Source organism: Zoogloea sp. LCSB751 (assembly GCF_002028455.1).
GTDB lineage: Bacteria > Pseudomonadota > Gammaproteobacteria > Burkholderiales > Rhodocyclaceae > Zoogloea.
This window is the reverse complement of sequence record NZ_MWUM01000018.1, coordinates 39,765-54,225: the sequence shown is the minus strand read 5'-3', so window position 1 is coordinate 54,225 and position 14,461 is coordinate 39,765. Positions and strand designations below refer to the sequence as shown.

Sequence of the window (14,461 nt, the reverse complement as noted above, 5' to 3'; positions counted from 1 at the left end):
GAAACCTTCATGCGTGAGTATGGACGCCAAGCCGTTCCTTCAGGAATTCAATAAACCGCTGTGTCTTGGCCGGTAACAACCGCGTCTCGGTCATTGCGTAGACGGGGGTGGGGGGGCCCTCCCAATCGGGAAGGACTCGACGCAACCGCCCCTGCGCCACATCTTCTGCCACGATTTCTGCGGGCAGGACGGCGATGCCTTGATCGAGTGCGGCCAGTCGCCGGATCAGGCCGACGCTATTGAGCTGGAAGCGGCCACCGACGGCGACCTCCAGCGATTCCTCGGTGTTGTGCAGCACCCACACATTGGATTTTGCTGCCCGAAATCCGATGCACTCGTGCTTTGCCAGATCGTAGGGGTGGGAAGGCTCGCCAAACTGTTCGATGCATGTAGGAATACGCCCAGGGGCCCTTACTGAACGAGCTGGAGACAATTCTTCCGCTTGAATTCGCTGCTCGCGTCAAGCGCTTCGGCATCGTCAATGCGACGGAGGATGAAAACTTTGCCGCAGCGGTGAAAGCGATCGGCCGCAAGAGGCTGATCATTGCAGGCGTCATCAACGATGTGTGTACCGTCTATCCGGCGCTGAGCTTGGGGGGGATGGGTTCGAGGTGTAGGTTGTCGCCGATGCGGGCGGATCCCCGACGACATCGCCTTGCGGCGGATGGAGCGTGCTGGTGTGACGCTGACCAGCACTAACCAGTTGATTGCTGAACTGGCCGGTAGTTGGGTGACGCCAGATGGCGGCGAATCGATTCAGGTGTTGATGCCGGCGCTACATGCTTAAGACAGATCGAGAGTCCCTCTGAGAAATACCGGGAGGGACTTCATGCTTGAGTCCGACGGATGAAATGGACCAGCATGCCCCGCGTTGTGTTCGCTAGCGCACGGACGGCCGGGTCGCCGCCTTGTTACGGTCGGCCCCCGGTGTTCTGCATTCTGCGAGGAGACGCTTCATGCCACCCACAAACCATTCCCATGCCAGGTCCGCCGATGAGCGGGCGGGCGGGTGAGTCCGGCATGATCCGTGTTCGCGAGGGGCAGGCTCCAGGGCGTCTGGAACGGTCGGCATTTTCGGAGCGCTTCCGGGCCTCTTTCGCCGACCGGGCCTTCAGGGAGGAGGACGAAGCCTTGGCGCGGCTGGAGGAGATCGCCTGGCGGGCTTATGTGGAGGGGCGCAAGTCACTCTTCCAGCAGATGGCCGGGCCTGATTACGCAGATCCGGCTCAGTCCCTGTCGGCGGAATGGGGGGCGGACCGGCAGCGCAGTGTGCGCCGATGCGGCAACCCGGACCCGACGACCACCTCGGGCAAGGATGCGGACAAGGCAAAGGCACTGGAGATGGCGGGTTGGGACTATCCACAGCATCTGGCGGGGCGTGTCTATGGGGTGGTGGTCCATGGGGATGTGGCGGGCATCGAGGATTCCCGCCGCGGCCTGTCGGACTGGCTCGACTGGATGGGTTTCATCGATGCTGGTCCGTTGGCACGCCTGGACCGTTTCATTGGTTATTACGCGCCCTACGCCGATAGCCACAACACCCTGGACTGGGACGAGCCCATGCAGGAGGACGTGCGCAACGTGGCACGCGCGGTGGCCAAGGCGGTCGAGGCGCTGAGGGCCGGAAGACTCCAAGCGGTGCAGCCCAGGCAGTCGCGTCCGCGCGCCAAGTGATCATGGAATTCAAGGACTACTACGCGATCATGGGGGTGGCGCGGGATGCGACCCAGGACGAGATCAAACGTGCCTATCGCCAACTGGCGCGCAAGTATCATCCCGACGTCAGCAAGGTGCCCGATGCGGAGAGCCGTTTCAAGGAGCTCGGAGAGGCCTACGCGGTGCTGAAAGACCTGGAGAAGCGGGCCGCCTACGATCAACTGGGGAGCAACTGGAAAGCCGGCCAGGACTTTCGGCCACCGCCGGGCGGAAGCGCGGGCTTCGAGTTTTCGGATGGCCCGTCCGGAGAGGCCGAAGACAGTGATTTCAGCGATTTCTTTGCGTCGCTCTACGGTCGCCGCGCCCACGGCGGGCATCGTACTGGCGGTGGTTTTCACGCCCGTGGCCAGGATCACCATGCCCGCGTTCAGATCGACCTGGAGGATGCCTATACGGGGGCTACACGCAGCCTCGTCCTGCAGATGCCCGAAGTGGACGGGCAAGGACGTGTGCATCTGCGCAAGCACACCCTCAATGTGTCGATTCCCCGTGGCATCCGCGCCGGGCAGCACATTCGCCTGGCCGGGCAGGGCATGCCCGGCGTGGGGCAAGGGCCGGCCGGGGATCTTTACCTGGAGGTGGAGTTCTCGCCGCATCCGCACTATCGCGTCGAGCAGCGGGACGTCTATTTCGATCTGCGCGTCGCGCCCTGGGAGGCGGCATTGGGGGCGCAAGTGGAAGTACCGACACCGAGCGGGGCCGTCGAGGTCAAGGTTCCGCCTAACGCGGTGGCCGGTCGCAAGCTGCGCCTGAAGGGCCGCGGTATTCCCGGCTCTACGCCAGGAGATTTCTATGCAGTGCTGCAGATTGCGCTGCCACCGGCCGACAGTGAGGCGGCCCGGGCGTTCTATACCGAAATGGCCAAGCAGTTCCAATTCTTTGACCCGCGATCTGTAGCTGGAGTCTGAAAATGGACGACGAGAAGATGCTGCCCCAAGCCAGTGTAACGATCCTCGAAGAGCAGACCGGGCTGACCTTGATCGAGCTCTGCCGTGCTTGCGCGGTACGCGCCGACAGCATCGTCGAGCTGGTGGACGAAGGGGTGCTGACTCCGCTGGGGCGAGAGCCTCATCGCTGGCGTTTTACAGGCGTGCATTTGCGCCGGGCCACGGTCGCCCTGCGGCTGCGGCGTGATCTCGGACTCAACCTGGCCGGCGCGGCGCTGGCCCTACAACTGCTGGATGAGGTGGAAGCCCTGCGGGAACGTCTGCGAGTGCTGGGTGCGCTTTGATTGACGGCAAATGACAGCCGGAATTGCTGCTCTGTTCGTTAGCGTACGGAATCCCCAGGGCGATTGGCGCAGCATGAACACTCGCCGTGTCCAGTGACTGATCCGTTGGACCAGGCGCCGCTTTCCATAAGACTTCCGGAGTCCTTTGGCGATGACGGAATAACGTGAGGGACAGGAACATGACCAATGTACGTCGTAATTTTCACAAGCTCATTCTCGTGACGGCCGCCTCGTTCGCCCTTGGGGGCTTCGGTGCTCCTGCTTTTGCCGCGACCGCAGAGGATCTGAACAAGGATGCGGCCCAGGCATTGCAGTTGCTATACAAGACGAACCCGATTGCCGAGAGCATTTCAAAGAAGGCACGGGCGATCCTGGTGTTTCCGAAGGTCATCAAGGCGGGGCTGGTGTTTGGCGGCAGCTACGGTGAAGGTGTCTTGATGAAGGGCTCCACCACCGCGGGCTACTACAACACCGTATCCGCTTCGTGGGGCTGGCAGGCGGGTGCCGAATCCTATGGTTATGTGGTCTTCCTGATGAGCGACAAGGCCGTGCACTACCTGGACAAGTCGCAAGGCTGGGAAATCGGCGTTGGTCCCAGCGTGGTGGTGGTGAATGAAGGCGCTGCCAAGAATCTGTCCACCTCGACCCTCAAGGACGACGCCTATGCGTTCATCTTCGATCAGCAGGGCCTGATGGCCAGCCTCAGCATCGAAGGCACGAAGATCTCCCGAATCAAGCGCTGATCCGGTTCAGCAAAAAGCCGATCACGGCAGCGGAGTGCCCCGTCTTTCCGGGGCGCTCCGCTGTCGTTGCAATATCCGAATGGGGAATATGGGATGAGGGCTGTCCAGCTGGATGTGGCCAACATCGGTGCGGGAACGGCCGACCTGGCTGCGTACCGTGCGGCAAAGGCTGCGTGAGTCAGCGTGCTGACCTGCGGCAACAGATGGGAGAGCAATCATCCTAGATGCGGCCCAACAGCAGCAGGATCACCAGGATCACCACCACCAGGCCAAGCCCGCCGCTGGGGTAGTAACCCCAGCTCCGGCTATGGGGCCAGCTGGGCAAGGCGCCGACCAGCAGCAGGATCAACACGATCAGCAGTACGGTTCCGATGGACATTTGATGTCTCCTTGGGCGAGTAATGAGGATCTTTCGATCCTACTCACCCGCGGAGCGCCGTCTGTACGCTATCGAACATGCCTTGAAAGCTCCCGGTTGTGTACGTCAGCAGACAGACTCCCGCTACGACGTCCCGTAGCTTGAATTTATCCGAGCCAAGGAGTCCCCTGGGTTTCCTTGCTGCGACGGAACGGTATGCCGGGCTCTCCTTGAAAGTGCGACATATCCCGCCTTGCAGGTTGTCGAGGAGTCCTATCATGAAAAGCATCCAAAAACTAACCCTTTGCGCTGTCGCTACGACACTGCTGCTGGGCCTGAGTGCCTGTTCCGGAATGTCGGCGCGGGACAAGAGCACCGCGGTGGGGGCCGGTATCGGCGCCGTCGGTGGCGCGGTGCTGACCGGTGGCAGCACGGCTGGAACGATTGGCGGCGCGGCGGTTGGTGGCGTCATCGGCCACGAGATCAAGAAATAGGGGACATGCCGGGTGCGGACATGATCGAATCCCTTCTCCTCACTGCAGCGCGAATTTCCACGTTCTCCCCGCAGCGGCGCTTGACCAGTGCCAGCGGCTTTTTCTTCGAGCGGGACGGCCAGCTGTTCCTCGTGACCAGCCGTCACGTGCTCTACGACGAGCCGACCGGTCATGCCCCGACCCGGATCGAGATCGAGCTGCACATCGACCCGGCCAACATCGCCGCGTCCACCGGGTTTTCCATTCCCCTGTACCAGGCGGGCCGTAGCGTCTGGCGGCAGGGGACGGATACGGCAGGCAAGATCGACGTGGCGGTGATCCCCATCGAACGCGGTGCGCTGCCGCCCTATACGCTTTACCGCGCCTTCACGCCGCGGCATTTGCTGGGGCAGTTCGAGCTGGTAGAGGTCGGGACGGCCTTGCTGATCCTCGGTTTTCCCCTTGGCTTCCACGACACCCTGCACCATATTCCGGTGGTCCGTCATGGGATCGTCGCCTCGTCCTTCGGCCTGCGCTTTCAGGGGCAAGGCTATTTCCTGACCGATGCCCGGACCCACCGAGGTAGCAGCGGTGCGCCGGTGGTCATGCGGATCGCCAGACCGGATACCGGACGGGAGGATCTGCCGTGGATCTTGCTGGGTGTCCATTCAGGAAGGTTCGACGTCGGCCCACGGGACTTGAAGGACGACGAAATGCTCGGCCTCAATAGCGCGTGGTACGCGGACATCCTGCTCACCTTGACGGCGACCTGACGCCGGCCCGAGCGTCTTTCGAGTGGGGGCGAACGATGCCGGGGCGAGGGAGTCCGAAAGGGGGCCGGTTCGTTTTTCCTTCGGATCTCGCGGGCGCTTTCCGCCTACGGTCCGGTCAGCGTAGCGCCACAGGAGTCCGCCATGCCCGCCCGCACTTTCGACACCCTTCGTGACTTCGAAATAGGTTCTGGCCGTAGGGGGCGCCTCCATTCGCTGCCGGCACTGGAGGCCACTGGATTTCCTCACCTGGGCCGCCTGCCGGTTTCCCTGCGCATCATGCTCGAATCCCTGCTGCGCAACCTCGATGGCAAGCGCATCACCGAAGCCCATGTGTGCCGCCTGGCCGGCTGGCAGGCCCTGGCAGAACGCAGCGACGAGATTCCCTTCGTGGTGGCCCGCATCGTGCTGCAGGACTTCACCGGCGTGCCGCTGCTGTGTGATCTGGCCGCCATGCGCGGCGTGGCGCAACGCTTCGGCAGGAATCCGGGAATCATCGAGCCGAGGGTGCCGGTGGATCTAGTGGTCGACCATTCGGTTCAGGTGGACCATTTCCGCGAAGCCGATGCCCTCGACCTCAACATGCGTCTCGAATTCCACCGCAATGCGGAGCGCTACCGTTTCATCAAATGGGGCATGCAGGCCTTTGACAGCTTCCGCGTGGTACCGCCGGGAATCGGTATCGTGCATCAGGTGAACCTGGAGTACCTGGCCCGTGGTGTGATCCGCCAGGGCGACCTGTATTACCCCGATACCCTCGTCGGCACCGATTCCCACACCACCATGATCAACGCCCTCGGCGTGGTCGGGTGGGGCGTGGGGGGCATCGAGGCGGAAGCCGGCATGCTCGGCCAGCCGGTGTACATCCTTACCCCGGACGTGGTCGGTGTGCACCTTGCCGGCCGTCTGCGGGAGGGCGTCACCGCCACCGATCTGGTGCTGGCGGTCACCGAGATGCTGCGCAAGGCTCGGGTGGTCGGCAAGTTTGTCGAGTTCTTCGGCGACGGCACGGCCTCTCTAAGCCTGCCGGACCGGGCCACCCTCGCCAACATGGCACCGGAGTACGGCGCGACGATGGGCTTCTTTCCACCTGACGAAGTCACCGCCGCCTATCTCGCCGCGACCGGGCGTAGCGACGAGGAGGTGGAGGCTTTCGTCAGCTACTACCAGGCTCAGGAGTTGTTCGGCATCCCGCGGACCGGCGAGATCGACTACAGCGCGCAACTGGAACTGGACCTCGCCACCGTGGTGCCCAGTGTGGCCGGCCCCGGGCGCCCCCAGGACCGCATTGTCCTGCCCGAGTTGAAAGCGCGTTTCGACACCCTGCTGGCCCGGCCGGCAGGCGAGGGCGGCTACGGGAAAGTGGCGGGGGAGCAAGCCGAACGTTCGCTGCTGGCCGACGGTTCCAGCCTCGGTCACGGCGATGTCTTGATCGCCGCCATCACCTCGTGCACCAATACCTCCAATCCGGGGGTGATGCTGGCCGCCGGGTTGCTGGCGCAGAAGGCCGTGACCCGTGGCCTGAAGGTCGCGTCCCATATCAAGACATCCCTTGCCCCAGGCTCACGGGTAGTGACGGATTACCTGGGCAAGGCCGGCCTGCTGGAGCCGCTGGAGGCGCTGGGCTTTCGCGTGGTGGCCTACGGCTGCACCACCTGCATCGGCAATGCCGGTCCGCTGGCGCCGGAACTGGAAGGCCTGATCGCCGGCCACGATCTGGTGTGCGCGGCGGTGCTGTCGGGCAATCGCAACTTCGAGGCCCGCATCCATCCGGCCATCAAGGCCAACTTTCTGATGAGCCCGCCGCTGGTGGTGGCCTTCGCGTTGGCCGGACGGGTCGGCATCGACATGGCGACGGAGCCGCTCGGCATTGGCAGCGACGGCACGCCGGTCTTCCTGCGCGACATCTGGCCGAGCCAGCAGGAGGTGGCCGCGGCCCTAGCCCACGCTACAGACCCGGTGATCTACCGCCGTCTCTACGCCGACTTTGCCACCGGCAACCCGTTGTGGAACCGGATCGCCACCAGCACCGGCCAGACCTACGGCTGGGACGCCTCCACCTACATCGCCGAGCCGCCGTTCTTCGCCGGCTTCGGCTTGCAGCCCGCGCCGCTGCCGGTCATTCGCAACGCCCGCGCGCTGGCGATCTTCGGCGACTCGGTGACCACCGACCATATCAGCCCGGCCGGTTCAATCAAGCCGGCCTCACCGGCCGGACTGTGGCTGCAGGCCCATGGGGTGTCGCCCGACGAATTCAACAGCTATGGCTCGCGCCGGGGGCACCATGAAGTGATGGTGCGCGGCACCTTCGCCAATGTGCGCATCCGTAACCGGATGCTGCCCGCCGACGCGACCGGCAAGCCAGTGGAGGGCGGCTTGACGCTGGTCCAGCCGGGGGGCGAGCGCAAGTCCATCTTCGACGCGGCGATGGGCTACCTGGCCGCCGGCACGCCGACGCTGATCTTTGCCGGCGAAGAATACGGAACCGGATCGAGCCGCGACTGGGCCGCCAAGGGCACCCGCCTGCTCGGCGTGAAAGCGGTGGTGGCCAAGAGCTTCGAACGCATTCACCGCTCCAACCTGGTCGGCATGGGCGTGCTGCCGCTGCAGTTCATGGATGGAAACGACGCGGCGACGCTGGCGATCCGCGGCGATGAGCTGTTCGATCTGTCGGGCCTGGAAGAGGGCATCGCACCGCGCCAGCCGGTCACGCTGACGATTCGCCGGCTGGATGGAGCCGCCCGGAGCGTCGCGCTGCTGCTGCGTATCGATACGCCGGTGGAGGTGGAGTACTACCAGCACGGGGGCATCCTTCCCTATGTATTGCGGGAGCTGCTGCACATGTGAGGTGTTTTCCCCTCCATCGAGGCCGGTCGCAGCTTGAAATCGACAAAGTCATATGTTGGCTGGCGTACGTAGTAAACGATATTTTTGATCTATGCTGCTTTAGCGAGATTGGAACTAAAAATATAAAAAACGAAAAAACTGATTTAAACAAGGGGGTGGGATGACCAATACTATGAGCGAAGGCTCTCGACAGAACAGGATTCTTGCTGCTCTTCTGCCGGACGAACGCGCCCGGCTGGAAAACGATCTCGAGTGTGTAAGCCTGCCTGCCGGACAGACGGTTTTCAGGTCAGGCGATCACTTGGGCTTCGTCTATTTCCCCACCACCTGCACCTTTTCGCGGATCGCCACCACGGAGGATGGGGCGTCGGTCGAACTGGCGATGACCGGTAACGACGGCTTCGTCGGCATTCCACTGGTATTGGGCGGTGACACCAGTCACTACAAGGTTGTTGTGCAGCGGGCGGGTGGGGCTTTCCGCCTGCGCGCCGACGTGATGTCGTGGGAGCTTGAGCAGGGCGGCAGTCTGCGCCGGATGGCGCTGTGTTACATCCAGGCGCTGATGACCGAGATGGCCCAAGGCGTGTTGTGCAACCGGCACCATTCCGTCGATCAGCAGCTCTGCCGCTGGCTGCTCCGGAGCCTCGATCAATGTTCCGGCATGGAGCTCGATGTCACGCAGGAGACGATATCCAACCTGCTGGGCGTGCGCCGCGAAGGCATCACCGAGGCGGCCGGCAAGCTCCAGGCCGCTGGGTTGATCCACTACCGCAGGGGCCACATCACGGTGCTGGATCGTGCCGGGCTGGAGGCCCGGGTCTGTGAGTGCTACCGCGTGGTGAAGCGTGAGTATGAACGGCTGTTCAGCCTGACGAACGAGAGTCTTGCCCTGCCGCGTGCCCGCCCGAACCCGACCACCCTGCGGCAGCGTGCGGAGGCGCGTCTGAAGCAGACCCAGCCCTTTGCCGATGACTCCCAGTGGGACACCACCCGTTTGCTGCACGAACTTCAGGTGCACCAGATCGAGCTGGAAATGCATAACGAGGAGCTTCAGCTGGCCTATGACGAGGCCGATGCCCTGCGCGAGAAATACGCGGATCTCTATGATTTCGCGCCGGTCGGCTATTTCACCCTCGACGCCCAGGGCGTCATTCTGCAGATCAACCTGGCGGGGGCGATTCTGCTTGGTATCAAGCGCTCGCAGATGGGACGCTTTCGCTTCGGCGCCTTTGTGAAACCGGCCTTTCTGCCCGAATTCAACAGTTTTGTGGAAGAGGTACTACGCGGCAAGACCAGGAGCAAATGCGCTATAGCCTTGGCGGCCACCGACCATCGTCCCGAGGTCCTTGTCCGGATAGAAGCGGCGTCGGACGCCGAAGGTCGGGAATGCCGCATGGTGGTGATGGAGATCAGCCAGGAAAACGGGCTGCCCTTTCACGAGGCCGTGCGGGCGCTCGTTTCGACAGGCCGGCGTGGTCTCGATGCCGTTCAGTAAGCAGTAAGCCCTAGCCTGAAAAGCCTGCTCATGTTGAGCCGACACGATGCCTGCAGTGGTCATCGCCGTGCCTTGCGTTTTCTCAGTTGGGCTTCGAGCAGCTTGATGGCGGTGATGTCGATGAAGGTGACCACTACGCCGTCAATCACGTTGTCCTGGGTACGGTAAGGCATGATGCGTACCCGATACCAGCGACTGTCCGCGGTGCTGACCTGTTTCTCGCGGAAGTTCAGGGTAGTCAGCACGGACACGGCGTCATCGTGGAGGTCGGGGTAATCCAGGTCGGTGACGATATCGGACAGCGGGCGCCCGACATCGCCTGGGATGAGCTTGAAGAGATGGGTGGCGTGGGTGGTGAAACGCCGCAGCTTCATCTCGTTGTCGAGGAAAATGGTGGCGATTTCCGTGCTGTTGAGCAGGTTCGTCATGTCGTTGCGCGCCCAGGTGAGGTCATCCACCTTGGACTGGAGTTCGGCATTGATGGTCTGCAACTCCTCGTTCATGGACTGCAACTCTTCCTTGGAGGTGGTGAGCTCCTCGTTGGTGACCTGGAGTTCCTCGTTGGCCGACCGCGCTTCCTCGAGGGATGCCTGCATCTCTTCCTGGTTGATGCGCAGCGCCTCGCGCAGCTGATTCAGTTCGAGCATCAGGGCACTCTCCCGCTCGGAAGCCAGTCGCTTGCGCGGTTGACTGCCCGATGACGATTTCACGTCGGTGAATACGACCAGCACGCGATTGCGCAGGGCATCCGGTTTCTCGATGCCCTGTACGGTGACATTGACCGTCTGCATGCGTCCGTTCACTTCCACCTGCAGCCCGTCCAGCTGAATGGGTTGCGTCTGGTGCAGGGCGTTGCGGATAACCCCGATCAGGGCGTCGCGCAGGCCATCGCGGGCCATGGCGTGGATGTTGATATTGACCTTGCCAGCGGCGGGTTCCAGGTATTTTCCGATGCGGCCGCTGATGTAGAGGATGTCGCCATCGCCATTGACCAGTACCGCCGCCGGCGAGAAGTTCTGCTGGATCAGCTGATCGGTCTGGTATTCCAGGCTGTCCCGGTAGTCGGCGCGCCCGCTGCTTTCCACAATCGGGGCGCTGGACGGGGGGCGGGTCGGGAAGTCCAGCCACGGTGAGCGTGCGCTCTGGTCGATGCGCTGGAAGACGTGCATCTTTTTGTCCAGCGGCGCAAAAAGGCTGGCGAAACCGCCAATGGTCTCGGCGCTGCCAAGGACCAGGATGCCGTCACGGTTGAGGGCGTAGTGGAAGAGGGGCAACACCTTTCTCTGCAAGGCCTGGCCGAAGTAGATCAGCAGGTTGCGGCAGGAGAGGATGTCGAGCCGTGTAAACGGTGGGTCTGAGACGACATTCTGCGGCGCGAAGATCACCATCTCGCGGATGTTCCGGTTGAGCCTGTAGCCGCCATCCTCGGCGACAAAATGGCGGGCCAGCCGTTCGGGCGACACGTCGGCCGCGATGTTGGCCGGATAGCAGGCTTTGCGCGCCTTGTCGACGGCATCCATGTCCAGATCGGTGGCGTAGATCTGCAAGGTGAAATGCCCTTGGGGCTTCACGTTTTCCAGCGCCTCCTTGAAAACGATCGCCAAGGAATAAGCTTCTTCGCCCGTCGAGCAGGCCGGCACCCACGCGCGTAGGATCTGGCCACCGGGATAGCGGTTAAATAGCGCCGGAATGGCGATGTCACGCAGGAAATCCCAGACGGGGGAATCGCGGAAGAAGTTGGTGACGCCGATCAGCATTTCTCGGAAGAGCAGGTCGAGCTCCTGGGGGTTGTCACGCAGATAACCCACATAGCTGGCAATGCCGTCGATCTGGAGCAGGGCGATGCGTCGTTCGATACGCCGGAGCAGGGTGCTGGGCTTGTACAGGGAAAGGTCGTTGCCGCTACGGTTGCGGAGCAGGACGATAATGCGTTCAAGGGCGTTCTGCTCGCGTCTTTCGGGGGGTTCATCTATCGGCGTATGGCGCACGGCATGCCGCAGATAAGCCGTAATGCGCGCGCTGAGTTGATCACAAGGCGCGACGATATCGACCATGCCCGCCTTGATGGCATTGTCGGGCATGCTGCCGGCCTTGGCCGTGGCCGGATCCTGCGCAAGCGTGAGGCCGCCTTTCTCCTTGATCGCGCCGAGCCCGAGCATGCCGTCCGATCCCATGCCGGAGAGGATCACGCCGATGGCCTTGTGCTGGCGATCCTCGGCCAGGGTGCGCAGGAAGAAATCGATGGGCAGGCGCAAGCCGCGCTTTTCGCTCGGATCGAACAGGTGCAGGGTTCCGTGCAACAGCGATAGATCCTTGTTGGGCGGAATGACGTAGACCCAGTTTGGCTTGATGGCCATGTGTTCAGCCGCTTCGACGACCGCCATGCGGGTGTTCCGCTGTAATAGTTCAGGCAGGTTGCTGTGGTGCTCCGGGTCAAGGTGTTGGACGACGATGAAGGCCATGCCAGTGTCGGCAGGTGTGTGGTTCAGCATCGCCTCAAGGGCCTCGAGGCCACCGGCGGAGCAGCCGATGCCGATCACCGGAAAGTCGGATTCAAGCCCCTCCATTCTTTGTTCGTGATGGTTTCCACCCTGAGAGGCGCCTGCCATGGCCGGTTGGTCTGGTGTGGTCATGGGTGACGGGGAAGAAGATTTTCCGTTTGTCATGTAATTTTCGGCAGGGAAGGGGGTAGTTCGGGCGCTCGCTGTAGCATTGGTTCCCGAGGCGCATATGAACCCGGAAGGGGCCGGCAGACGGACTATACTGCCTTGCAGAAAGCACGTTCACGAATATCCGCCGCTTCGACTGGAGTGGCTTGGTGCGTGGGAGTCATTCAAGCCGCCACGGCAACGAATGGTTCCGGGCGAAAATGCCGTACAGCATGCTGCGGGGAGGTTGAATGCGAAACGCATTGAGCAACCACCGGACTACCCTGACCACGATTGCAAGTCTGGCAATGTTCAGTCGTGGGCTGGAACCTGAATACGCCCGTAGCGTGCAGGATCAAGTGGCCGGGCTGAAAGGCCCGGCTCGCGAGACAGGCAAGAATATCCGCGATTTGACCGAGCTCCCGTGGTGCTCGATTGATAACGATGACTCCCGTGACCTGGATCAGCTGACGGCAATCCAGCCGCTTTCGCGAGGAGCCACAAGGGTGTTCGTGGCGGTGGCCGACGTCGATGCAATCGTCGCCAAGGGTTCGCCGGTTGACGAACATGCCCGCATCAATACGACCTCGGTTTATACCTCGGCGCGCGTGTTTCACATGCTTCCTGAGCGTCTGTGCACCGATCTGACCTCGCTCAATCCCGACGAGGATCGCTTGGCCCTGGTGACCGAGATGGAGTTTACCGACGACGGGATATTGGTCGGCTCGACGATTTACCGCGCCATGGTGCGGAACAAAGCCAAGCTGGCCTACGACGCGGTTTCCGCCTGGATCTGTGGCTCCGGCGATTTGCCAGGCGCTGCGCAAGCCGTCGTCGGCATGAACATCCAGTTGCGCATGCAGGACGAGTTGGCCCAGAAACTCAGGGTGTTGCGCCGTGCGCAGGGCTCATTGGAGTTCCAGACATTCCAGCCGCGGGCACTTTTCGAAGGTGAAAGAATCACTGCTATTCGGCAGCAAGAGCAGAATCGGGCGCGGCAGTTGATCGAGGAGTTGATGATCGCCACCAATGGCTGTACGGCGCGTTTTCTGGCCCAGCAGGGGAGCGCGTCACTGCGGCGGGTCGTGCGATCCCCTGACCGTTGGTTGAGGATCGTGGAGGTGGCCAAGACTTATGGTGTGACGCTTCCCGAGCAGCCGGATGGCAGGGCGCTTGAAGCCTTTCTCGCACAGCAGCACAAGTCCGATCCGCTGCGTTTCCCCGATCTGTCGCTAGTCATCGTGAAGTTGATGGGCTCGGGAGAATATGTGGTGGAGCGCCCGCATGGGCAGTCCATCGGCCACTTTGGTCTGGCAGTGGAGGCCTATATGCATTCCACTGCCCCAAATCGACGTTTTCCGGACTTGATCACCTTACGCCTGCTGAAAGCCGTGTTGCAGAATGCCCGTTCGCCCTATTCAAACGATGAGTTGGATGAATTGGCCTTGCATTGCACTACCCAGGAGGATGCCGCTCGGAAGGTGGAGCGCCAACTCCGTAAATCGGAAGCGGCACTGCTGCTGCATACGCGGGTTGGACAACGATTTGACGGGCTCGTTACCGGAATTGGGCCGGAGGGCACTTGGGTGCGTATTTTTGAGCCCCCGGTGGAGGGGCGCCTCAAAGGCCCGCTTCCTTTACTGAAAATCGGGCAGTTGATTCGAATTCGGCTGGTATCCACATCGATTGAGCGAGGGTTTATTGACTTCGTTCTAGAGAGTTAACAGGCTGATGCAGAACCCAGAGAACGATCCGATCACCCATCTGTCCTAGCCGTATCTCCCGAACTCCAGGCACAGCACCGATGCGCGGCGAAGTCGATCCCCAATCTTCGATGTTCCACTATTTCTCCGTCGAATCCCGGATTCCGGCCGATCATCCGCTGCGTCCGGTGAAGAAACTGGCCGACTCGGCACTGTCGGCCATTTCCGCGGAACTCGACGGGCTTTACGCCAAGGTTGGCCGACCGTCGATTCCGCCGGAGCGGTTGCTCAAGGCGCAGTTGCTGATCGCGTTTTACTCGGTGCGCTCGGATCGGCAGTTCTGTGAGCAACTCGATTACAACCTGCTGTTTAGCTGGTTCCTCGATCTGGACCTCGAATCGGGTGGGCTGGATCAATCCAATTTCAGCCGCTTGCGCGAGCGATTGGTGGAAACCGACACCGGTGTGGGCGCCATAC

The 14,461-nt window shown here is 62.1% G+C and carries 12 protein-coding genes and 1 pseudogene; 10 read left to right on the top strand and 3 right to left on the bottom strand.

Features of this window, described 5'->3' with window-relative positions; all coding sequences use genetic code 11:
- Positions 1-7: 7 nt before the first annotated feature.
- Positions 8-433 carry a LysR substrate-binding domain-containing protein gene (locus B4920_RS18135; RefSeq protein WP_254050982.1) on the bottom strand — a complete coding sequence of 142 codons (426 nt, stop codon included), beginning with the start codon at positions 431-433 and terminating at the stop codon, positions 8-10.
- 587 nt (positions 434-1,020) lie between these two features.
- Here B4920_RS18135 and B4920_RS18125 point away from each other — a divergent pair.
- The 4 genes from B4920_RS18125 to B4920_RS18110 all read left to right on the top strand — a co-directional run bounded on the left by B4920_RS18125 (position 1,021) and on the right by B4920_RS18110 (position 3,690).
- Positions 1,021-1,674 (top strand): hypothetical protein, encoded by a 654-nt coding sequence (locus tag B4920_RS18125; RefSeq protein ID WP_173862679.1) that lies wholly within the window; start codon positions 1,021-1,023, stop codon positions 1,672-1,674.
- 2 nt (positions 1,675-1,676) lie between these two features.
- Positions 1,677-2,624 (top strand): DnaJ C-terminal domain-containing protein, encoded by a 948-nt coding sequence (locus B4920_RS18120; RefSeq protein ID WP_079436032.1) that lies wholly within the window; start codon positions 1,677-1,679, stop codon positions 2,622-2,624.
- A gap of 2 nt (positions 2,625-2,626) precedes the next feature.
- The gene (locus tag B4920_RS18115) at positions 2,627-2,947 is read left to right on the top strand and encodes a chaperone modulator CbpM (RefSeq protein WP_173862678.1); all 321 of its coding nucleotides are present in this window, start codon (positions 2,627-2,629) and stop codon (positions 2,945-2,947) included.
- 179 nt (positions 2,948-3,126) lie between these two features.
- Positions 3,127-3,690, top strand: coding sequence for a YSC84-related protein (locus B4920_RS18110; protein WP_079436031.1), 564 nt, complete (start codon positions 3,127-3,129; stop codon positions 3,688-3,690).
- Positions 3,691-3,910: 220 nt separating this feature from the next.
- Here B4920_RS18110 and B4920_RS18105 read toward each other — a convergent pair whose 3' ends face one another.
- Entirely contained in the window at positions 3,911-4,063 is a 153-nt protein-coding gene (locus B4920_RS18105; protein WP_368664730.1) for a DUF3309 family protein, read from the bottom strand.
- 263 nt (positions 4,064-4,326) lie between these two features.
- On the opposite strand from B4920_RS18105, the gene B4920_RS18095 reads away from it, so the two are divergent.
- The 4 genes from B4920_RS18095 (at position 4,327) to B4920_RS18080 (ending at position 9,633) form a co-directional block, all read left to right on the top strand.
- On the top strand, positions 4,327-4,542 hold the full coding sequence (locus B4920_RS18095; RefSeq protein WP_079436027.1) for a glycine zipper 2TM domain-containing protein: 216 nt from the start codon (positions 4,327-4,329) through the stop codon (positions 4,540-4,542).
- A gap of 20 nt (positions 4,543-4,562) precedes the next feature.
- Positions 4,563-5,294, top strand: a complete 732-nt coding sequence (locus B4920_RS18090) for a serine protease (RefSeq protein WP_079436107.1) — start codon at positions 4,563-4,565, stop codon at positions 5,292-5,294.
- Between the two features lie 141 nt (positions 5,295-5,435).
- Complete coding sequence (gene acnA, locus B4920_RS18085; RefSeq protein ID WP_079436026.1) at positions 5,436-8,138, top strand: aconitate hydratase AcnA; 2,703 nt, start codon at positions 5,436-5,438, stop codon at positions 8,136-8,138.
- A gap of 172 nt (positions 8,139-8,310) precedes the next feature.
- Positions 8,311-9,633 carry a helix-turn-helix domain-containing protein gene (locus tag B4920_RS18080; protein WP_254050981.1) on the top strand — a complete coding sequence of 441 codons (1,323 nt, stop codon included), beginning with the start codon at positions 8,311-8,313 and terminating at the stop codon, positions 9,631-9,633.
- 59 nt (positions 9,634-9,692) lie between these two features.
- Here B4920_RS18080 and B4920_RS18075 read toward each other — a convergent pair whose 3' ends face one another.
- Positions 9,693-12,200, bottom strand: coding sequence for a chemotaxis protein CheB (locus B4920_RS18075; protein ID WP_088179504.1), 2,508 nt, complete (start codon positions 12,198-12,200; stop codon positions 9,693-9,695).
- A gap of 332 nt (positions 12,201-12,532) precedes the next feature.
- Between B4920_RS18075 and B4920_RS18070 the strand changes: the two genes are divergently transcribed.
- Complete coding sequence (locus B4920_RS18070) at positions 12,533-14,005, top strand: RNB domain-containing ribonuclease (RefSeq protein ID WP_079436024.1); 1,473 nt, start codon at positions 12,533-12,535, stop codon at positions 14,003-14,005.
- Between the two features lie 80 nt (positions 14,006-14,085).
- Positions 14,086-14,442: pseudogene (locus tag B4920_RS18065) on the top strand (transposase); the annotation flags it as partial.
- Positions 14,443-14,461 lie beyond the last annotated feature (19 nt).

What these genes read in the sequence shown, in the direction of transcription:
- B4920_RS18095 (WP_079436027.1), top strand. Translation starts at nt 4,327, where the DNA reads ATGAAAAGCATCCAAAAACTAACCCTTTGCGCTGTCGCTACGACACTG.
- B4920_RS18075 (WP_088179504.1), bottom strand. Translation starts at nt 12,200, where the DNA reads ATGGAGGGGCTTGAATCCGACTTTCCGGTGATCGGCATCGGCTGCTCC.
- B4920_RS18120 (WP_079436032.1), top strand. Translation starts at nt 1,677, where the DNA reads ATGGAATTCAAGGACTACTACGCGATCATGGGGGTGGCGCGGGATGCG.
- B4920_RS18110 (WP_079436031.1), top strand. Translation starts at nt 3,127, where the DNA reads ATGACCAATGTACGTCGTAATTTTCACAAGCTCATTCTCGTGACGGCC.
- B4920_RS18080 (WP_254050981.1), top strand. Translation starts at nt 8,311, where the DNA reads ATGAGCGAAGGCTCTCGACAGAACAGGATTCTTGCTGCTCTTCTGCCG.
- B4920_RS18070 (WP_079436024.1), top strand. Translation starts at nt 12,533, where the DNA reads ATGCGAAACGCATTGAGCAACCACCGGACTACCCTGACCACGATTGCA.
- B4920_RS18090 (WP_079436107.1), top strand. Translation starts at nt 4,563, where the DNA reads ATGATCGAATCCCTTCTCCTCACTGCAGCGCGAATTTCCACGTTCTCC.
- B4920_RS18115 (WP_173862678.1), top strand. Translation starts at nt 2,627, where the DNA reads ATGGACGACGAGAAGATGCTGCCCCAAGCCAGTGTAACGATCCTCGAA.
- acnA (WP_079436026.1), top strand. Translation starts at nt 5,436, where the DNA reads ATGCCCGCCCGCACTTTCGACACCCTTCGTGACTTCGAAATAGGTTCT.
- B4920_RS18125 (WP_173862679.1), top strand. Translation starts at nt 1,021, where the DNA reads ATGATCCGTGTTCGCGAGGGGCAGGCTCCAGGGCGTCTGGAACGGTCG.